The sequence below is a fragment of the Streptomyces sp. NPDC001709 genome (assembly GCF_053596375.1).
Window position 1 is genome coordinate 352,670 of the sequence record NZ_JBSFGB010000005.1, and the last position, 18,946, is coordinate 371,615.

At 72.9% G+C, this 18,946-nt stretch carries 16 protein-coding genes and 3 pseudogenes; 12 read left to right on the plus strand and 7 right to left on the minus strand.

From position 1 onward, the window contains the following. The first annotated feature begins 34 nt into the window (after window positions 1-34). Together ACWC0C_RS10570 and ku are read left to right on the plus strand one after the other, a co-directional pair. Window positions 35-988, plus strand: coding sequence for an NAD-dependent epimerase/dehydratase family protein (locus ACWC0C_RS10570; RefSeq protein ID WP_450863145.1), 954 nt, complete (start codon window positions 35-37; stop codon window positions 986-988). A gap of 73 nt (window positions 989-1,061) precedes the next feature. Next, complete coding sequence (gene ku / locus ACWC0C_RS10575) at window positions 1,062-2,021, plus strand: non-homologous end joining protein Ku (protein ID WP_450863147.1); 960 nt, start codon at window positions 1,062-1,064, stop codon at window positions 2,019-2,021. Window positions 2,022-2,051: 30 nt separating this feature from the next. Here the strand turns inward: ku and ACWC0C_RS10580 are convergent. Then, window positions 2,052-2,709, minus strand: a pseudogene (locus ACWC0C_RS10580) (LacI family DNA-binding transcriptional regulator). 18 nt (window positions 2,710-2,727) lie between these two features. Further along, window positions 2,728-3,024 carry a LacI family DNA-binding transcriptional regulator gene (locus ACWC0C_RS10585; RefSeq protein ID WP_450863149.1) on the minus strand — a complete coding sequence of 99 codons (297 nt, stop codon included), beginning with the start codon at window positions 3,022-3,024 and terminating at the stop codon, window positions 2,728-2,730. Here ACWC0C_RS10585 and ACWC0C_RS10590 point away from each other — a divergent pair. The 4 genes and pseudogenes from ACWC0C_RS10590 to ACWC0C_RS10605 all read left to right on the plus strand — a co-directional run. Then, a pseudogene (locus ACWC0C_RS10590) lies at window positions 3,024-3,255 on the plus strand (inositol 2-dehydrogenase); the annotation flags it as partial. The gene ACWC0C_RS10585 and the pseudogene ACWC0C_RS10590 sit on opposite strands and share 1 nt — an antisense overlap. Beyond that, window positions 3,252-3,875: pseudogene (locus tag ACWC0C_RS10595) on the plus strand (TIM barrel protein). The pseudogenes ACWC0C_RS10590 and ACWC0C_RS10595, both read left to right, overlap by 4 nt. Before the next feature lie 179 nt (window positions 3,876-4,054). Continuing rightward, complete coding sequence (locus ACWC0C_RS10600; protein WP_450863150.1) at window positions 4,055-5,236, plus strand: acyltransferase family protein; 1,182 nt, start codon at window positions 4,055-4,057, stop codon at window positions 5,234-5,236. A gap of 234 nt (window positions 5,237-5,470) precedes the next feature. Continuing rightward, window positions 5,471-6,271 carry a class I SAM-dependent methyltransferase gene (locus ACWC0C_RS10605; RefSeq protein ID WP_450863152.1) on the plus strand — a complete coding sequence of 267 codons (801 nt, stop codon included), beginning with the start codon at window positions 5,471-5,473 and terminating at the stop codon, window positions 6,269-6,271. 155 nt (window positions 6,272-6,426) lie between these two features. Here the strand turns inward: ACWC0C_RS10605 and ACWC0C_RS10610 are convergent, their stop codons facing one another. From ACWC0C_RS10610 to ACWC0C_RS10625, 4 genes are all read right to left on the minus strand, one after another. Continuing rightward, window positions 6,427-7,782 (minus strand): FAD-binding protein, encoded by a 1,356-nt coding sequence (locus tag ACWC0C_RS10610; RefSeq protein ID WP_450863154.1) that lies wholly within the window; start codon window positions 7,780-7,782, stop codon window positions 6,427-6,429. Window positions 7,783-7,841: 59 nt separating this feature from the next. Continuing rightward, complete coding sequence (locus ACWC0C_RS10615; protein WP_449194117.1) at window positions 7,842-8,657, minus strand: inositol monophosphatase family protein; 816 nt, start codon at window positions 8,655-8,657, stop codon at window positions 7,842-7,844. A 376-nt stretch (window positions 8,658-9,033) separates the two neighbouring features. Beyond that, window positions 9,034-10,854, minus strand: coding sequence for an RICIN domain-containing protein (locus ACWC0C_RS10620; protein WP_450863156.1), 1,821 nt, complete (start codon window positions 10,852-10,854; stop codon window positions 9,034-9,036). A gap of 135 nt (window positions 10,855-10,989) precedes the next feature. Then, complete coding sequence (locus tag ACWC0C_RS10625) at window positions 10,990-12,171, minus strand: FAD-dependent oxidoreductase (protein WP_450863157.1); 1,182 nt, start codon at window positions 12,169-12,171, stop codon at window positions 10,990-10,992. A 356-nt stretch (window positions 12,172-12,527) separates the two neighbouring features. Here ACWC0C_RS10625 and ACWC0C_RS10630 point away from each other — a divergent pair, with 356 nt between their 5' ends. From ACWC0C_RS10630 to ACWC0C_RS10655, 6 genes are all read left to right on the plus strand, one after another. After that, window positions 12,528-13,535 (plus strand): Ppx/GppA phosphatase family protein, encoded by a 1,008-nt coding sequence (locus ACWC0C_RS10630; RefSeq protein WP_450863159.1) that lies wholly within the window; start codon window positions 12,528-12,530, stop codon window positions 13,533-13,535. Window positions 13,536-13,693: 158 nt separating this feature from the next. Further along, complete coding sequence (locus tag ACWC0C_RS10635) at window positions 13,694-14,662, plus strand: ABC transporter substrate-binding protein (RefSeq protein WP_450863161.1); 969 nt, start codon at window positions 13,694-13,696, stop codon at window positions 14,660-14,662. Further along, window positions 14,659-15,459, plus strand: a complete 801-nt coding sequence (locus ACWC0C_RS10640; RefSeq protein WP_450863163.1) for an ABC transporter permease — start codon at window positions 14,659-14,661, stop codon at window positions 15,457-15,459. Before ACWC0C_RS10635 ends, ACWC0C_RS10640 begins: the two co-directional genes overlap by 4 nt. Beyond that, window positions 15,456-16,289, plus strand: coding sequence for an ABC transporter permease (locus ACWC0C_RS10645; protein ID WP_450863165.1), 834 nt, complete (start codon window positions 15,456-15,458; stop codon window positions 16,287-16,289). The genes ACWC0C_RS10640 and ACWC0C_RS10645 overlap by 4 nt, the downstream gene beginning before the upstream one ends. Then, on the plus strand, window positions 16,286-17,902 hold the full coding sequence (mdlC, locus tag ACWC0C_RS10650; protein WP_450863167.1) for a benzoylformate decarboxylase: 1,617 nt from the start codon (window positions 16,286-16,288) through the stop codon (window positions 17,900-17,902). The genes ACWC0C_RS10645 and mdlC overlap by 4 nt, the downstream gene beginning before the upstream one ends. Before the next feature lie 3 nt (window positions 17,903-17,905). Continuing rightward, window positions 17,906-18,658, plus strand: coding sequence for an ABC transporter ATP-binding protein (locus tag ACWC0C_RS10655; RefSeq protein ID WP_449194110.1), 753 nt, complete (start codon window positions 17,906-17,908; stop codon window positions 18,656-18,658). Window positions 18,659-18,782: 124 nt separating this feature from the next. Here ACWC0C_RS10655 and ACWC0C_RS10660 read toward each other — a convergent pair whose 3' ends face one another. Further along, window positions 18,783-18,935 carry a hypothetical protein gene (locus tag ACWC0C_RS10660; protein WP_450863168.1) on the minus strand — a complete coding sequence of 51 codons (153 nt, stop codon included), beginning with the start codon at window positions 18,933-18,935 and terminating at the stop codon, window positions 18,783-18,785. Window positions 18,936-18,946 lie beyond the last annotated feature (11 nt).

The window sequence follows — 18,946 nt, forward strand, 5'->3', positions numbered from 1 at the left end:
CTCCGGGAACACCACACGGAAAGAGGGACCCGACATGACCTCCACCGCACGCGAACTGCACGTCGTCCTGGGCGCCGGACCGGCCGGCTCGACGCTCGCCGGGGAGCTGGCCCGCCGTGGGCACGCGGTCCGCCTGGTCGACCGGTCAGGGACCGGGCCCACTCCCGAGGGCGTGGTCCGCCGCAAGGGCGACGTCGGCACCGTCGAGGGTGCGCGCGCCGCGATCAAGGGCGCCGCCGTCGTCCACCACTGCGTGAACGTCGCCTACCACCTGCAGGTCGACGTGATGCCGGGCATCCAGGACGCGGTGCTCGGCGCCGTCGAGGCCGAGGGCGCCCGGCTGGTCGTGCTCGACACGCTCTACCCCTACGGCGAGACGCACGGCCGGGTCATGACCGAGGACAGCCCGTGGAACGCGACCAGCGCCAAGGGGAGGATGCGGGCGGCCCTCGACGAGAAGTACCTGGCCGCGCACCGTGCGGGCCGCGTCCGTGTCGTGCTCGGCCGCTCGGCCGACTTCGTCGGTCCCGGCGTGCTCAACTCCTCCCTGGGCGGCGCCGTCTTCCCCGGCGCGCTGACCGGCGGCGAGGTGTTCGGCCTGGGCGACATCGACCTGCCGCACAGCTACACCGACATCCGCGACGTGGCCGCCGGGCTGGCCACGCTCGGCGAGAACCCCGACGGCGACGGCCGCGTATGGCACCTGCCGACCGCTGCGGCCCGCAGTACCCGGGAGGTCTTCCGGATGATCGAGGAGAAGGCCGGGCAACCGCTGAACATCACGATCCAGCCGCAGCCGCGCCCGTTCGGCCCCTTCGGCGAGGCGTTCATGGACTCGTACGCCGAACTCTTCTACCAGCACACCGAGCCGCAGGTGATGGACTCCGCCGCGATCCAGGACACCTTCGGCCTCAAGCCCGTCCCCTTGGACACCACCCTGAACGACACCATCGTCTGGTACCGCACGTTCCTGGCCGCGCAGCGCTGAACGCGGCCGTGCCGCCACACGGCGACCTTGAGACCCTGGAACCCGGGAGAACCGGGTCAGGAGGCGAGGAGCCATGGCGAGACCGATCTGGACCGGAGTCCTGACCTTCGGGCTGGTGAGCCTGCCCGTGGGGCTGTACACCGCCACCGAGGACCACACCGTGCACTTCCACCAGCTCCAGCGCGGCACCTCCGACCGGATCCGCAACAAGCGGGTCAACGAGCGCACCGGCAAGGAGGTCGACGCCGACCGGATCGTCAAGGGCTACGAGATCGACGAGGGCGAGTACGTGGTCGTCGAGCCCGAGGAGCTGGAGGAGATCGCGCCGGGGCGGTCGAAGGTGATCGACCTGGCCGGGTTCGTCGACCTGCGCCAGGTCGAGCCCGTGTACTTCGCCCGCACGTACTACGTGGGCCCGCGCGGCAAGGAGTACGCCAAGGTGTACGAGCTGATGCGCTCGGCGCTGGACCGCTCGGACAAGGCCGGGATCGGCACGCTCACCATGCGCGGCAAGGAGTACCTGACCGCGTTGCGCGCACAGCCGGGCGTTCTGGTGCTGCACACCCTGCACTGGGCCGACGAGGTGCGTGACCCCGCCGATGTGGTGCCCGAGCTGCCGCAGCGGCGCACGAAGAGCGACAGCAAGGAACTACGGACGGCCGAGCAGCTGGTCGACGCCCTCACCATCGACTGGGATCCCGGCGAGTACCACGACACGTACGAGGAGCGCGTCAAGAAACTCGTCGCCGCGAAGCAGAAGGGCGAGGAGGTCGTCACGGAGCCGGAACCGCCCGAGGCGACGAACGTCATCGACCTCATGGACGTACTCAGCCGGAGCGTCGAGCAGAGCAGGTCCGGGGGCCGCCGTAAGGGCGGGGGCAGGAAACAGGCCGCGAGCGGGACGGCGGCCGAGGATCTGGCGTCCCTGTCGAAGGCGGAGCTGTACGAGCGGGCGAGTGCCGTGGGTGTGCCGGGCAGGTCGAAGATGACACGGGACCAGCTCGTCAAGGCCCTTGCGGGAAAGGCGGCTTGACCGTCGCCCGGATTGCGGCTCGCCCCGAATTCAGGCAGGTGGCGGGCCGCTCGTGTCCCGCACCACGAGCTTCGGGTCCAACTCCGCCTCTCTGGGCTCCAGTTCCGGGTTCTCCAGGCGCTGGACGGCGAACCGGACCGCGTGTTCGGCCACGAGCCGGGCGTCCTGGCGTACGGTCGTCAGGCCGATCGGCATCAGATGGGACAGGTGGCTGTCGTCGTAGCCGACGACGGAGAGGTCGCGCGGCACCTCCACGCCGCCCCGGGTCAGCGCCATCAACAGGCCCATGGCGCTACGGTCGTTGCCGGCGAGGACGGCCGTGGGCAGTGCCGCACCGGCATCCCGCTCGGCGAGCAGCAGCCGGCCCGGTGTGGTCGCCCGGGATGACGCGCAGCTCGGCCTGTAGTCCGTGCCGGCGCATCGCGGCCCGGCCGGCGCGGCGGCGCTCGGCGGAACCGGGGCCGTGGCCGCCGTCGATGTGCACGATCCGGCGGTGGCCGAGTTCCACGAGGTGCTGCATGGCCTGCCGCACGGCCTCGCCCTCGGCGGTGTGCACGAAGTCGAGGCGGGCCCCGGGCGCCCGGCGGCCGACGGAGACGGTGGCCGTGCGCTGTCCGAGCTGGTTCAGGAAGGCGGAGTCGGACCCGGGACCCTGCAGGATGAGCGCCTCGCCGCGGTGGCTGAGCAGGGCCTCGACCGCCTTGACCTAGCTGCGGCCCTCGGCGACGGCCGACAGCAGCACGTCGTAGCCGAGGCGCTCGGCCTCGGGGTAGATCCCCTCGACCAGGTCCGACTGGAAGATCCGGTGCGCGATGAACATCACGCCGAGGGTGCGACTGCGGCCCCGGGGCAGCAACCGGGCGGCGCTGTCGGTCCGGTAGCCGATCTCGTCGGCCACCCGCAGGACCCGCTCCCGGGTCTCCTCGCCGGCTCCCGGCTGGTTGCGGAACACGATCGACACCAGCGCCCGGGAGACCCCCGCCTTCTCGGCGACGTCCGCCATCGTGGGCCGTGCCGACGGACTGGGTGGGCCGCTTCGCGGGCGCCTTCGACACCGAGTTCCGCGAGTGGATCGCGGGCATCGCCGCCGGCCGGGAGCCCACCGGCCCGTCGGTCTGGGAAGGGCTACGCCGCCACCGTCGTCACCGCCGCGACGGTCGAGGCCCTGGGGTCGGGGCGCGTCTTGGCCACGGACCTCAAGCCCCGCCCCGCGTTCTACGGAGGTGCCGCGTGAAGATCGCCCTCGACCCGTACATGTTCCGCACCCTGCCGATCGACGAACTCGGATACGAATACATGGGGGTTGCCCCCGCGCGCGAACTTCATGCCGTTCGTCCTGCACCCGTGGGCGAACGACGCGCGCGTGACCGAGCTGAAGAACTCCCTGCGCACGCACGGGGTGCAGCTGTCCTCGGTGCTGCCGCTGTACAAGTGGTCCTCGCCCGACGAGGAGGAGGGGCAGGTGGCCGTGCGCTACTGGAAGCGGGTGATCGAGATCACCGCGGACCTGGAATACCCGCTGATGAACTCGGAGTTCAACGCCCGTTCTGAGCCGCTGCCGCTGTTCGAGCGGGAGGGCATCGCGGGAAGCACGTCCACATCGCGGACACCTTCAACCATAAGGGCTCCTCCAGGCTGCGGTACAACCTCAACCCGCCCGGCACCCCGGCCCGTATCCACCAGCGCCTGGACATCGGGCAGGGCGAGATCGACTGGGCCGCGTTCTTCGGTACGCTGCGGGAGTTGAAGTTCGACGGCGTCGCCACGGCCTGTGTGTTCGCCTGGGAGGAGCGGGCCCGCGAGTCCTCGGCGTTCATGCTGGAGCGGATCGCGAAGGAACCGGCCGCGCGCTGATCAAGGGGTGCGTGGGGCGTCACTCGTACGGGTGCACCCGGTCCGTCGTTCCGTGGCATACGGAGGGGTCTGTCGTTCGGCAGCGAGTGTGATGTTTCCCATGTGACGTGATGGACTCGGGGTGAACGGGCAAGGTACCCCTTCATGCCCTACGCCAACCCTCTGCGGCAGGTGATTCGATGACAACGGCGACGACCCGGACGTTCCGGACGACGCCGCCCACCCGTACCGGTGACACGACCGGCCGGGATTCCCCAGCCGCCGCCATGCCCTCGCTCCCCTCCCTCACGGGACTGCGGTGGATGGCGGCGCTGCTGGTGTTCGGACTGCACGTGAACAACTTCGGCTACTTCTCAGGCACCGGTGGCCGCCTCGTCTCCTGGGGATTCGGGGCCGGAGCCACCGGAGTGTCGTTCTTCTTCGTGCTGTCCGGCTTCGTACTGACCTGGTCGGCACGGCCCCGCGACCGAACGCTCGCCTTCTGGAGACGACGCATCGCGCGCGTCTACCCGGTGCACCTGGTCACTCTGGCCATCGCCCTGGTCATGGCGTACACGCTGGCCGACCAGCCAAGGCCGACACCGAAGCAGGCCCTGTCCAACGCGCTGCTGCTGCACTCCTGGTGGCGCCCCTGGTGGCAGACCCTGAACCCGGTCAGCTGGTCCCTCGCCTGCGAGGCCTTCTTCTACGCCGCCTTCCCGCTGCTGTTCCTGCTGCTGCGCCGGCTCGGTGCGCGCGCCTCGGCCGCGCTGGGCGCCCTGTCGGTGGTGGCGGTCGTGGTGCTGGCCTGGGCGGACGCCCACCACTGGTGGACCTACGCGTTGTACTCGTTCCCGGCGGCCCGGCTGCCCGAGTTCGTCCTCGGCGCGGTCACCGCGCGACTGGTGCTGCTCGGCCGGTGGCGCGGGCCCGGCCTCGAGGCGTCGCTCGCCCTGGCGATCATCGGCTACTTCCTCGTCCCGCAGGTCACACCCGGCTACTCCGCCACCGTGTGCACCATCACCGGGTTCGCGCTGCTCATCCCGGCCGCCGCCGTCGCGGACGTCCAGGGCCTGCCCTCGCTGTGGCGGCGCCGGCGGCTGGTGCGGCTCGGCGAACTGTCGTTCGCCTTCTACATGATCCATCTGCTGGTGCTGCGCGCCGGCACCCACCTGCTCGGAACGAAGCCGCACTTCGGGCTGCTGGCGGGGGTGGCCGTGACCACCACCGCGTTCGCCCTGTCTCTCGGGCTGTCCTGGGTGCTGTACGAGGCGGTGGAACGCCCGGCGAGACGCCTGCTGCTGCGTCGGCGCCGCCGTCCGGCTCCCCAGCCGGACCCGGCCCAGGCCGGTCGCGAGGCACCGGCCGCCGCCCAGGACTGAGCCGGGCCCGGGCTTTGGGGAGCGGGCGAGAAAGTGCCCCCGGCCCGGTCGCGGAAGACCGCGTGCCGGTGCGCCACGGGGGCCCGGCAGGCCTGTCGGCCGAACTCCGGGGGAGGTTCCCACCTCTCCTCCGTCGCCCTCTCAGGCGCCCACCGACGCCCTCCGGCCCGGCCCCGCGACCTGGTGTCCCTCCGCCCCCGCCCCTATGTTCTGCGCATCGGGAAAGGGGGCGGGATGGACCGGGACATCCGCACGGTGGAGGACGTCCTACGGCTTCTGGACGGGCTGTTCGGGCCGGAGGCCGACCGCTGGACGCAGGGGGCGGCCGCCTGGTGGGACGGTTTCTACACGGACCGGGACAGACCGGTGCCGTTCTTCACGACGAAGCCGGACGAGAACCTGGTCTCCTACCTGGACCGCGGCCTGATCGCGCCGGGACGCGCCCTCGACCTGGGCTGCGGTCCCGGCCGTAACGCCCTGCACCTCACCGCGCGCGGTTTCGAGGTGGACGCCGTCGATCTCTCCCCCGCCGCGATCGCCTGGGCCGAGGACCGAGCGCGGGAAGCGAGTGCGACCCGGGGGGAGGGCGTCGTACGGTTCCACTGCGGTGATGCCTTCGCCCTGACGTCGGGGAACGCGGGCGAGCTGCGGGGCCCGTACGACCTGGTCTACGACTCCGGCTGCTTCCACCACCTGCCGCCGCACCGCCGGGTGAGCCATCTGGCGCTGCTGGAGCGCGTGCTGGCACCCGGCGGGCACTTCGCGCTCACCTGCTTCGCCGCGGGGCGGATGGGATCCGAACTCCCCGACGCGGCCTTCTACCGCGAGCCCGGTCTGCACGGCGGCCTCGCCTACACACCCGGGTCACTGCGCCGGATCTTCTCCGATCTGGAGGAGGTCGAACTGCGCGCCATGCGACAGGAACCGGCGGACTCCGCGCTCTTCGGGGAGGACTTCCTCTGGACGGCCCTGTTCCGCCGTCCGGCCCAGCCGGCACCGCCTGACGGAATCGCGGAGGGTGTCCGGTCGGGGTGAAGTCGGGCCGTCTGCCATCGGGTTGGCGCCACCTTGGGTTTCGAGCGCGCGGGGCTAGGGCAGCCGGACGGCGGGCCGCCGTTCGACGGAACCGGCGTCCGCCACCAGGGAACGCAGGGCGTCGAGCGGGCGGCAAGCCTTCGGGAGCCAAGCCTTCAGAACCGCAGACCGTGTCCCCGCGCCAGGATCAGATGCGGGTCGAAGCGCCGTTTGGTGTCGGCGAGGGCCGGCCACCGGCTGCCGTAATGGTCCTGCCAGTCGGCGTCCGACATGGGCAGGGCGTTGACCGGATAGGCGACGGCCCCGTGGGCCCGGGCGAGTGCGTAGGCGGCGCGGTTGGCGGCCACCATCGCCGCGGCCGTCTCAGGGCTGTCGGGCGGAGCCGTGCGCAACAGGGCCAGAAGGTACAGGACTTCACCGGACGGGCGGGTGAAGAGGGGCGCACGCAGCCGGTCGGAGAGCAGGGGGTACAGCAGGACGAGGCCGCTGGTGCGCAGGTCGTCGAAGGCCGGGTCGGCGAGTACGGCACGGACGACGGACTCGGCGCTGTCGTGCGGGAGCAGCAGATTGAGCCACGGGTGGGGGTAGAGCCACTCCCCCGTCGCCCGCAGGACCTCCTCGTCGGTGTCCACGCGGTGCGCGAACTCGGCGTAGCCCAGGTCCTCCGTCTCCAGGGCGGCGGGATCGTACGCGAGTCCGGCGAGGAGGGCGGCGTCCTCGGGCGGGTACGGGCCGTCGTGCGGGGCCACGGCCTCGATCATGTACTGCCAGCCACGCTCACCGGCCGGCCGGGCCTGGCCCTCCAGATAGGTGAAGCGCTGCTCCTCGGCGAGCCGCCGCTGGTCGGCGAGGTAGCGGGTGAGGTCGGCGTAGTACAGGCAGTAGCGGCGTACCCGCTCGGGCGCGGTGACCAGGCGCAGGGTGGCGGCCACGATGACGGCGAACTGGCCGAGGCCGCCGAGCACGGCGTGGAAGAGTTCGGGGTCCCGGTCGGGCGAGCAGAGCCGGTGCTCCCCGGCCCCGGTCACCACCTCCAGTTCCAGGACCTGGTCCGCGACCAGGCCGTGCCGGTGGCCCGCACCGCCGAGTCCGCCCGCCGACAGGACACCGCCGACGCCGGCGCCGAGGTAGTCCGTGAGGACGGGCGGGGTGCGGCCGGATGGCAGGGTGGCCGCCAGCACCTCGCGCCACAACGCGCCTGCCTGTACGGTCACTTGGCCGTCCGTCACGGGGCCGACCTCGTTCAGCGCCCGCAGGTCCAGCGCGATCCCGCCGCCCGCTTGTCCCTGGCCGTACATCGAGTGGCCGCCGCCGCGCGCGCTCACCGGGATGCCCTGCGGTCCGGCGAACTCCAGCAGTTCCTTGAGCTCGGCGGCGGACCGTGGGCGCAGGACCGCCAGCGGCGGGGCCGACACGATGTGCCCGAAGTCCTGTGCGGCCTCGCGCAGGGTCTCCGGGCGGGTGTCCAGGGCCTGTGCGAAGCGGGTGGCGAGGTCGGCGGCCAGGGTCATGCGGGCATGACATCAGACGAGCGGTGTCCGCGTCGAGACGGCAGGCGCGGGACGCTCGGCTAACTCCCCTCGCCCCTCTGCTCCTTGATGAGCTCCAGCAGCGCTGCATGGGTCTTGGCGTCGGCCGCCGCGACGAGCCCGTTCGCGCCGCTGAACACGGGCTCGCCGTACAGGCCGGTGACCGTGCAGCCGGCCGCCCGGCACAGGGCGATCCCGGCCGCGAAGTGCACGCTGTCGCGCAGGTCGCCGTCGGTGACGTAGGCGGCCCGGCGTCCGGCGGCCACCCAGGCAACCGCGAGGGTGCTGGAGACCACCCGGGGCCGGAACCGTGCGGCGAAGCCCGGGTCGGCGAGGAGACGGGCCGCCCGGAAACCGGGGGCGCTCGGGAAGGGCGGATCGAGGTTGACGTCCACCAGCGCGGACCCGGCCCAGGGCGTCAGCCGCTCGTCACCGCCGTCACCGCGGACCCAGGCCGCCTCGCCGCCGGTCCAGAACACCTCGCCGCTGAACGGGTCGGCGGTCGCGGCGGCCGTGATCCCGGTCCCCTCCCGCAGGGCGACGTTCACACCGACGAGCATGTTCCGCACGGCGTAGTTGAGGGTGCCGCACAGCGGGTCGACGAGCCAGCGGCGGTGGGCGTCGGCCGCGCCGGAGCGTCCGCTCTCCTCGCCGGTCACGGCGTCGTCGGGGCGGGCGGCGCGCAGCACGTCCAGGATGGCCCGCTCGGCGGCGAGGTCGGCCTCGGTCGCGAAGTCTCCGGCGGACTTGTCGTAGCGCGCGAGCCGGCCGCCGTAGAGGCCACGGACCACGGCTGCGCCCGCCTGGGCCGCGGTCACGGCGAGTTGGGCGTCGGTTTCCCCGTTGGTGATCGACATGGGTCGCAGGATAGCCAGAGGTCCTGGTCCATCGAGGGGTTGGGCCCGCGCGGCCGGGGAGTGCCCGCGCGGGCCCGGATCGGTCGGCTAGGGCCTGTCCGGCGGATCAGGTCGCAGGAAAGTGACGGCGCCTCATCAGCGCAGGTGAGCGGGGGCTGGTGCGTCCAGCTGCAAGGCGGAGGAGGGAGTCGACGCGATGGGGGTGCCCCCGCGATGGGGGTCCCCCCGCGCGAGCGAAGCCGAGCGTGGGGGAGAAGCCGAGCGTGGGGGAGTCGGCGACCGACGACAACGCCGCTGGGGGTGCCCCCACGCCCTTAAGGCAGTGGGGGACGGCGTGCCAGCCCCCGCGTCTGCGACAGGATCCGCCGGACAGGCCCTAGTGGCCGGCCTGGCCCCTGCCGGTGTGCGCGAAGCCGGTCGCGGTGAGGGACAGGGTCTGTTCGGCGGCGCAGCGCCCCGCGCCGACGGAACTCCCGCTGCTGTCCTTCCAGTTGCGTACCGGCGTGGTCTCGGCGAGCCGGCCGGCGCTGCCGGAGAGACCGAGCACGAGGCCGCTGTAGCGGTTGACCAGCCGGTAGGTGCCGCCGGAGGCGTTCGCGATCACGAACCACTGCTGACCGACCGACGGCCCGCCGGCCCGTTCCGCGGTGACGGTGGGCTTGGCACCCCAGGCGCGTCCGGCGTCCGAGGAGGAGTCGACGCCGAGCAGCCGGCCGCTGGCGGCGTTCGCGATGGTGAAGGCGCCGTCGCCGGTCGGGGTGAAGACCCAGGTGTCGCGGCCCGATCCGGTGGGCCGCGCCAGCGAGGTGGTGGCGCTGCCGCCGGCCGCCTGGGCGAGGATCCGGCCGGCTCCGCTCGCGATGCGGTAACCGCGGCTGGTGTCCACGGGCGCGGCCGCGGGTGCGGCGGAGTCGACGGTGATGTCGACGTACTCGCCGGAGGCGTCGTGCGAGCAGCCGAAGGCGCAGTAGGAGCGGAAGGACTTGCCGACGATCGTGGAGCTGGTGCGGTTGGCGCTGTCGAGGAACCAGCGGTACCAGGAGGCGTCGGTGTAGCTGCCGGTGTCCCCGATCAGGCGCCACTTCTGGGTCGTCAGGTCGTCGGTGGCGTAGAGGTACTGCGGTGCGTTCCCGCTCTGGTCGACGGCCTGCGGTTCGCCGATGTACAGCCCCAGGTAGGCGTCGTAGGCGATGTTCATGACGAACAGCGGCGAGGTCGGCGGCATCTTGCCGGCCGCGATCTGCTGGGCGGCGGTGCCGGTGTTGGCCGGGTCGTACTCGGCGGAGGCCGGGGTGTAGCCGGTGGGGTGGACGGCGTCCACGGGGACGATGTTGCTCTCCCCGCCGCCGGTGCCGGGCTGGGACCAGGCGCCGTCGTACCACTTGCGCCAGGAGCCGGGCGCCATCTTCGCGGAGATCGGGGCGCGGGCAACGTGCTCGTAGAACGCCTTCCAGCCGCCGCTCTTGTCGATGATCCTGGAGCCGTAATAGACGTAGAAGTAGCCGGAGGCGGTGTCGACGAAGAGGCGCTGGTCGCCGTCACCGTAGGAGTACGTCTGGTTCGGGAAGGCCGTCGTGTCCCCACGCTTGGTGCTGTACGGGGATGTGATCACGTGGTCCTTGATGGTCCAGGTGCGGCCACGGTCGGTGGAGACGGCGTAGTCGATGGCGTCGTAGTGCAGTCCGTCACCGAAGGGCTGCGGGGTGAACTCGTTGTGCACCAGGCCGTACCAGGCGCCGGTGTCGGGGTCGACCCACACCCCGGACAGGTCGCAGTAGTTCTTCTGGGCGTAGCCGGAGCCGCTCGGCGCGTACGTCGCCTCCCGGCCGGTGGGGCTGTTGTTGCAGCGCCAGGTGGTGTCGTCGTTGCGGTCGGCGGGGTTGGCCGGGTTGACCGCCTTGCTCAGCGTCTTGTCGAAGGTCGCGGAGTCGAAGTCCTTGCCGGTGTAGAAGTCCCAGGTACGCGGGTCCTTGGCGCCGTACAGGGCGGCGGACTGCTGGTAGTGGAAGGTGCCGTCCCGGTCGAGGTAGGGGCTGGCGGGGGTGTCCGTGGGGTGGGTGAAGGGCACCGGGGTCCCCACGGTCACGGTGTAGGTGACATCGGCGGGGGTCGCGGCCGGTGCCGGGGACGCGCTGCCGCCCAGGACCAGGGCGGCAGTCGTCGAAAGCACCGCCACGGCACCGCCTGCTCTGCTCAAGAGTCGCAACTGTGCTCCTTGTTGCCGAAGGGCCGGTTGCACGGAACGATCCGGCTCCGGCGGTTTTCCCGGCAATGGACTCCAGTGCTCCGCCTCTTGCACTTTCGCGCGCGCAGGTCCGCTGGGACCCGCCGGTCAGGGCTCCTCGGGCGGGGCGGCGGACAGCGGGGTGTCCCAGGCCAGTTGGCGGATGAGCGCCTCGTCCGGCTCCGTGGGGCGGGCGACGACGGGGGCCGGACCGGACCGGTCCGGGGTGCCGCGGGAGATGCCACCGCTGACGGTGATGTTGTGCTCCACACGCGGGCGGCGGTGCCGTTCGTAGGCGGTGAACGCGACCTGTGCGGCGGGCAGGTCGCGCAGCGCCTTGGCCAGGACGACGGCGTCCTCCAGGGCCATGGAGGCCCCTTGGCCGGTCGCCGGGGAGGCCGCGTGGGCCGCGTCGCCGATGAGCAGGACGCGTCCCTTCTGCCACAGTGTGCCGAGCGGCATCTCGGCGGCGTTGGTGACCATCACGGGGCCCTGGGAGGCGGCGACGACGTCCGCGGCGGGTGTGGCGTCCTTGCGCAGCAGCGGCAGCAGTTCCTCGCGCCACGGGGCACGCTGTGCGGAGCGGCCGACGGGCAGGGGTTCCGTGCTCACGCGGGCGAACCAGTACGTCTGTCCGGCCGGCGACACCGCGTACCCGAAGGTGGTCTCGCTGCCCCGGACGAAGGTGATGACGCCGGTGCCGTCCGCGACGGGTGCGAAGCCGGAGTAGCCGTAGAAGACGCGCTGGCCGGCGTACCTGTGCCGGACACCGGGGGTGAGGATCCGGCGCACGAGGGAGTTCAGCCCGTCGGCGCCCACGAGGAGGTCCGCGCCGGCGGTACTGCCGTCGGCGAACCGGGCGGTGACACCCTGCGGGCCGTCCGTCATGGCCACCAGACGGGCACCGTGGCACAGGCGGATACCGCGCCGTGCCGCCTCGCCCTGCAGCGCCGCGTTCAGCTCGCCGCGGCGCAGACACCGGTAGCGCAGCCCGGGGTCGGCCACCTCGCCGAGCGGTGCGTGTGTCAGCTCGGTGCCCTGGCTGTCGAGCAGCCGCAGCGAAGTCAGCGGAAAACCGACGGCCGTGACGGCGTCCGTGGCGTCGAGCTGGGCCAGGGCGCGCATGCCGTTGCTCGCCAGGGTCAGGAACGCCCCGATGTCCTCGGCCGTGTCGGGGTGTGCCTCGTACACGGTGACGTCGAACCCGGCCTTGTGCAGCCCGAGCGCGGCCGCCGTCCCCGCGATCCCGCCGCCGATCACCAGTACCCTCGTCGCATCCGTCCCGCTCAAGTGCCGCTCCTTGCGCCGACAGTGGTGGTGACCATCTATAGGGCAGGGGCGGGCTTGCGCGGGGGCCGAGGGGCCGAGATCCGGACAGGATCCGTCGGAAGGGTCGCGGGAGTGCCGGATGGAGGAGCCGCCGCTCGCGGTGGTGCGCAGCCGTTCCCGTGCCGGTGGTCGAGCAGACCTGCGTCGGGGCGGCCGCCGGACGGGGGGCCGGTGGACGCCGGTCCGCGCGCGGCTCGCGCCTGGTCCGCCTCCGGCTGTCCCGCGAGCCGCCGCTCAGGGGCACGCCGACGGGTGCCGTGCGCACGAGCGCCCTCCGTGCGACGGGTTCTTGGCGGGAAAGTGGGTACTTCCCGGCCATGCGGGTGAGCGTGGTGGACGCGGGGTCGAACACGGTTCGGTTGGTGATCGCGGATGTGGAGGGCGGCGTTCCGCTGCCGGTGCACACCGTCAAGTGGAAGCTGCGCCTGTCCGAACACGTGGGTCCGGACGGCACCATCGCGGACGAGGCGGTGGAGCGGCTGGTGAAGGCGGTGGGCGCGGCCGGGGCCACCGCCCACAGGTGGCATGCGCCGGGGCCGCTGGCCTTCGCCACCGCGGTGGTGCGCGGTGCCCCGAACCGGCAGGAGGTGCTGCGGCGGGTCGCGGCCGGGACCGGGATCCGGATGTGCACGCTGCCGGGTGAGACCGAGGCCGAGCTGACCTTTCTGGCGGCCCGGCGCTGGCTGGGCTGGCAGGCCGGCCCGCTCGCGGTGCTCGACATCGGCGGCGGCTCGCTGGAGGTGGCCTTCGGCCGGGGCCGGCTGCCCGACTTCGCCGCCTCCCTGCCGCTCGGCGCGCGGCGGCTCACCCAGGAGTACCTCGGTGGCCAGGACCCGCCGGTGCCGGAGGAACTGAAGGAGCTGCGCCGCCGGATCCGCCATGAGCTGCGGGACGTGGCCTCGCGGATCCGCTGGGAGCGGCCGCGCACCGCAGCGGTCAGCTCCCGTACGTTCCAGCAGCTGGGCCGGCTGTGCGGGGCGACGCCCGGGCGGTACGGGCCGTTCGTGCAACGGGAGATGCGCTGCCGGGATCTGCGCGAGGTGATCCGCACCCTGGCCGCGCTGCCCGCCGACGAGCGTGCCCGACTGCCCGGGATCTCCGCGCCGCGCGCCGGGCAGAGCCTGGCCGGAGCGGTCGTCGGGCACACGGCGCTGAAGCTCATGGGGCTGCGCGGGGCCGTCGTCTGCCCGTGGGCCATCCGCGAGGGCGTCCTCCTGCGCTACATCGAGGACGGCGCGGACTGGTGGACGGACGTGACCGGCGCGGTCGCGCCCGCGGCACAGCCCACCGCAACGCCCCTGCGCATCGCAAGCCCACCGGCCTGACCGGGCGTCAGCCCGGCTGCGCCCCAGCGGAGATCGGCACCGGAAACCCACACACCTGACCCGGTTCAGTCCCGGCCAGGCCCCCGGCGTGGATCGGCACCGCAATCCGCAGGGCCGACATGTAGCGATCATGACAATGGCGGGGTAGTCATGCCGGTATGGCATTACGACGATCACGATCGGGAACGAAACGGCTCGCCGCGCTCGTCGCCGCCGCGGCGCTGATCCTCGTGGGCTGCGACAGCGGCGGCACGTCGCCCTCCGACGACGGGCGGCAGCAGCTGACCGTGGCGGCGCTGCCGCTCACCGACTCGGCCGCCCTCTATCTCGCCCGGGACCGCGGGCTGTTCGCCAAGGAGGGCCTGGACGTGCGCATCCAGCCGGTCCAGCAGAGCATCCAGGCGCTGCCCGCGCTACTCAGGGGCCAGGTGAGCGTGATCGCGAGCGCGAACTACGTCACCTACCTCCAGGCCTACGAGAAGGGCACCCTGGACCTGCGCATCCTCGCCGAGGGCGTCCGGATCGCCCCGCACATGATGGATGTCCTCGTGCCCAAGGACTCGTCGCTGAGGAAACCCGCCGACCTCGCGGGCCGGAAGGTCGCCGTCGCCGTCCTGAACAACATCCAGTCCCTGACCCTGAACGCGATCCTCGGCGCCCAGGGCGCCGGCCGGCCCGTCTACCGGCAGATCCTGTTCCCGCAGATGGGCCCCGCCCTGGAGAAGGGCCAGGTGGACGCCGCCCACGTGGTCGAGCCCTTCGACACCGCCGTCCAGGGCGAGTTGGGCGCACGGGTGCTCCTGGACGGCGGCTCGGGACCGGCGCTCGGCCTGCCCGCCAGCGGATACATCACCACGGCCGACTTCGTGAAGAAGAACCCGAAGGCCGCGGCGGGCTTCCGGCGCGCCGTCGAAGCCGCTTCCAAGCTCGCCGCCGGGGATCCCGCAGCGGTGCGCACGGAGCTGCCGAAGTACGCCAAGGTGACCGCGGACCAGGCCAGGTCGATCCATCTGCCCGCCTATCCGGCGACCGCCGACCCGGCCGCACTGCGCCGGCTCATCCGGCTCATGCGGGACCAGGGGCTGCTGAAGAAGGACGTCGATCCGGCTCCCCTGCTGGTGAAATGACACGGCGTCAGGACTTCCTGCTCGGTCTGCTCGGCGCGGCGGGGGCCTTCGGGGTGTGCGAGGCGGTCTCCCGGGCCGGGATCGTACGGCGCAGCTATCTGCCGCCCGCCTCCGAAGTCCTCGCCCGTGCGGCCCGGTTGGCGGGCGACCCGGCCTTTGTCGACGGCATCGGGGTGACGCTCCGGGCGTGGGCGCTGGGCCTCGGGCTCGCCTGTGCGATCGCCGTACCGCTGGGGCTGCTGCTGGGCGCGGTGCCGTTCGTGGAGGCCGCCGCACGCGCGGTGATCGAGTTTCTGCGGCCACTGCCGTCCGTCGCGCTGATCCCTCTGGTGTCGCTGCTGCTCGGGTCGGGCACGGAGACGGAGGTGACGCTGATCGCGTACGCCTCGCTCTGGCCGGTGCTGTTCAACACCGTCTACGGCCTCGGCGAGACCGACCCGCTGGCCAAGGACACCCTGCGCGCCTTCGGGTTCGGGCGGCTCGCGGTGCTGCTGCGGGTGGAGTTGCCGGCTACGGCTCCGTTCATCGCCGCCGGTGTGCGGATCTCGGCCGCGGTCGCCCTGATCCTGGCCGTCGCGACGGAGCTCCTCTCCGGCTTCGGCCAGGGCCTCGGCATCTTCATCGCCCAGGCCCAGACGGCGACGGACGGCACGCGGGACGTGCTGGCGGGGGTGGTGTGGGCGGGCGGTCTCGGGCTGGTGATCAACGGCGTACTGACGGGCGTGGAGCGGCGGTTGTTCGCCTGGGCGCAGGAACCGAGCGCGGCCGTACACAAGTTGGGTCCGGGCCGCCCGTGACGCGGACACAGCCCGGATCCGCGTCCGGCCGGCCCCGCGCCGCCGCCGTCCCGTTCCTGTTGCGCTGGTCGGTGCTCCTGGTCGCCGTGGCCTGCTGGGAGCTGGCCGCGCGGGCGCAGGCCAGCGTCTACTTCCCGCCGCCGCTGCGCATCGCCCGGCACGCGCGCGACCTGTGGTTCTCGGGGCCCGTCGGCCATCTGTTCCTCACCCCGGCCGCCGTCGACACCATTGTGCCGAGCCTCGGCCGGATGGCGGCCGGGTTCGCGCTCGCCGCCGTCGCCGGGATCACCCTGGGGATCGCGGTGGGCCGCTCGCGCCGGGCGTACGCGCTGTGCAACCCGGTGCTCCAGTTCGCCCGGGCCGTGCCGCCGCCCGCCCTGGTGCCGGTGTTCGTCGTCGTCTTCGACTTCGGTACGCCCATGCAGGTGGCGTCGATCGTGTTCAGCGCCGTATGGCCGGTGCTGGTCAACTCGGCCGAGGGCGCCCGCGCCACCGACCCGTTGCGCCTCCAGGTGGCGGCCGTGCTGCGGCTGACGGCCCCCGAACGGCTGTGGTTCCTGATCCTGCCCTCGGCGCTGCCCCGGATCTTCGCCGGACTGCGGCTCAGCCTGTCGCTGTGCCTGATCCTGATGGTGTTCTCGGAGCTGCTGCCGGGCAGCGACAACGGGATCGGCTTCACGCTCACCGACGCCCAGACACGCTCGGACCTGCTCACGGTGTGGGCCGCGCTGATGCTGCTCGGCGCGCTGGGTTATCTGCTCAACACCGGCTTGCTGGCGGTCGAGAAGCGGCTCGTCGGCTCCAGGACGTCCGCGGGGAGGACAGCATGACGACGGCCACGGTGCGCGAGGCGGTCGTACGGTTCCTGCGGGACACCGGCATGACCACGGTGTTCGGCAATCCGGGCTCCACGGAACTGCGGATGTTCCGCGACTGGCCGGGCGACTTCACCTATGTGCTGGGCCTGCAGGAGTCCGTCGCCGTCGGGATGGCGGCCGGGTACGCGCTCGGCACCCGGCGCGCCGCCTTCGTCGGCCTGCACTCGGCCGGGGGGGTGGGGCACGCGCTCGGCGCGGTGTTCAACGCCTTCCGCGACCGGGTGCCGCTGGTCATCGTGGCGGGGCAGCAGGCGCGCTCGCTGATCCAGCTGCGGCCGTTCCTCGGCGCCGACGAACCGGCCCTGTTCCCGCGCCCGTATGTGAAGTCCGCCCGCCAGCCGGAGCGGGCCGAGGACGTGCCGGCCGTGCTCGCCGAGGCCTACCGGATCGCGATGACACATCCGCGCGGCCCGGTGTTCGTGTCCGTGCCCGAGGACGACTGGGACCGGCCCGCCGAGCCCGTCCCGCCCCACACGGTGCACTCGGCGTTCGCCGCCGCCCCGGATGCCCTCGAGGCGCTCGCCGCCCGGCTGGAGGCCTGCGCGCGGCCGGCGCTCGTGGTGGGGCCGGGCGTGGACGACGAGGACGCGCTGGAACAGGTCCGGGCGCTGGCCGAGCGGATCCGGGCCGGGGTGTGGATCAGCCCGCTCTCCGGCCGCTCCGGCTTCCCGGAGTCGCATCCGCTGTTCCAGGGGTTCCTGCCGCCGATCGCCCGTCAACTGGCCGCGCGTCTCGCGCCGTACGACGTGGTGGTCGCCCTCGGCACACCGGTCTTCACCTATCACGTGGCCGACGACGGCCCGCCGCTCGCGTCCGGCACCGAACTGTTCCACCTGGACTGCGACCCCGGCCAGGCCGCCTGGCTGCCCACCGGCACCAGCATCGTCACCACCCTGCGGCCCGCCCTGGAACGGCTCACCGAGCTGATGGGCGAGGAGCCCGACCGCGACCCGCCGCCACCCCGGCCGGCCCCCGCCCCGGCCCCGGCCCCCGCCGACGGGCACCTCACCCCGGAGCTGTTCTTCGACCTGCTGAGTGCCCGGCTGCCGCGCGACCGGGTCCTCGTCGAGGAGGCGCCGAGCCACCGTGACGCGCTGCACGCGCGCGTACCCGTCGAGTCGAGCGGCGGCTTCCTCACCACGGGCAGCGGGGCGCTCGGCTGGGGCCTGTCGCTCGCGGTCGGCCGGGCGCTCGCCGACCGGCGCCGGGTGGTGTGCGTGGTCGGCGACGGCTCGGCGCTGTACTCGGTGCAGGCCCTGTGGAGCGCGGCCCGGCACACGGCACCGGTCACCTACGTCCTTCTGGACAACGGCGGTTACGCGGCCGTCCGCACGCTGGGCCGCCGGATCGGCATCGCGCCCGTCCCCGGCACGGACATCACCGGCATCGACTTCGCGTCCCTCGCCGAGTCCTTCGGCTGCCCGGCGGCGCGCGCCGAACACGCCGGGGAGCTGCCGGCCGCGCTGGACCACGCCCTGGGCCGCGGCGACGACACCGGGCCCTTCCTTCTGCACCTGCGCCTCACCGGCGGCGCGGGCGCCCTGTACGAGCCCTGGGCCGGGTGAGGGATGCTGCGCCTCGACTCCGTCAGCCGGCACTTCGGCGACACCCGTGTCCTGGACCGCATCAGCCTCACCGTGCCCGACGGCCAGCTCCTCAGCGTGGTCGGGCCCTCGGGCTGCGGCAAGTCCACGCTGCTGCGCGCCATCGCCGGGCTGCTGCCCGCGCAGGAGGGCACGATCACCATCGACGGCACACCGGTGACGGGCGTACCGGAGCGGCTCGCGGTCGTCTTCCAGGAGTACGGCCGCTCGCTGCTGCCCTGGCTCACCGTGCGCGACAACGTGGCCCTGCCGCTGCGCCGCCGGGGCCTGGGGCGCGCCGCCCGCCGGGCCGAGGCCGAGACGATCCTCGAACGCGTCGGCCTGCACGGGGTCGCCCGGCGCCATCCCCGCGAGCTGTCCGGCGGCATGCAGCAGCGCGTGGCCATCGCCCGCGCCCTGGTCTGCCGGCCGTCCCTGCTGCTCATGGACGAGCCGTTCGGCTCGCTGGACGCGCGTACCCGCGAGGATCTGGAGGACCTGCTCCTGGAGGTCCATCGCGCCGACGGCACGACCATCGTGTTCGTCACCCACGACATCGACGAGAGCGTGTACGTCGGCGACCGCGTCGTGGTCCTCTCCCCCGGCCCCGGATCGCGCGTCGTCCGTGACCTTCCGGTCGACCTGCCGGAGGAACGGGACCAGTTGACCACCCGGAGTCTGCCCGGGTTCGTGAGCCTGCGCACGGAGGTGGGGCGGGCGGTGAGGGGCGGTCGCTGAGGGAGCCGAAATGGGCGAGTGCGCCGTAGGCGCCCGGTGCGACGACACCGGGCGAGGTGCGGGCCTCGGCGTACCCCTCGGCGATCCAGTCCGCCTCGTTGCCGCCGTCATCCTCGCCGGCCACCTACGGAGCCATGGTGCCCACCGACTGCTCGCGCTGGTGGGCGAGTTGGCCGAGGGTGCTGACGCCGAAGGGGCTCGGCGAGCGCCCGGAGGCGGCGGACGGGGTGAGCGCACAGACGGTGAACCACCGTCTTCTGCGGGTCGGTACGGACACCAGGGAGCAGG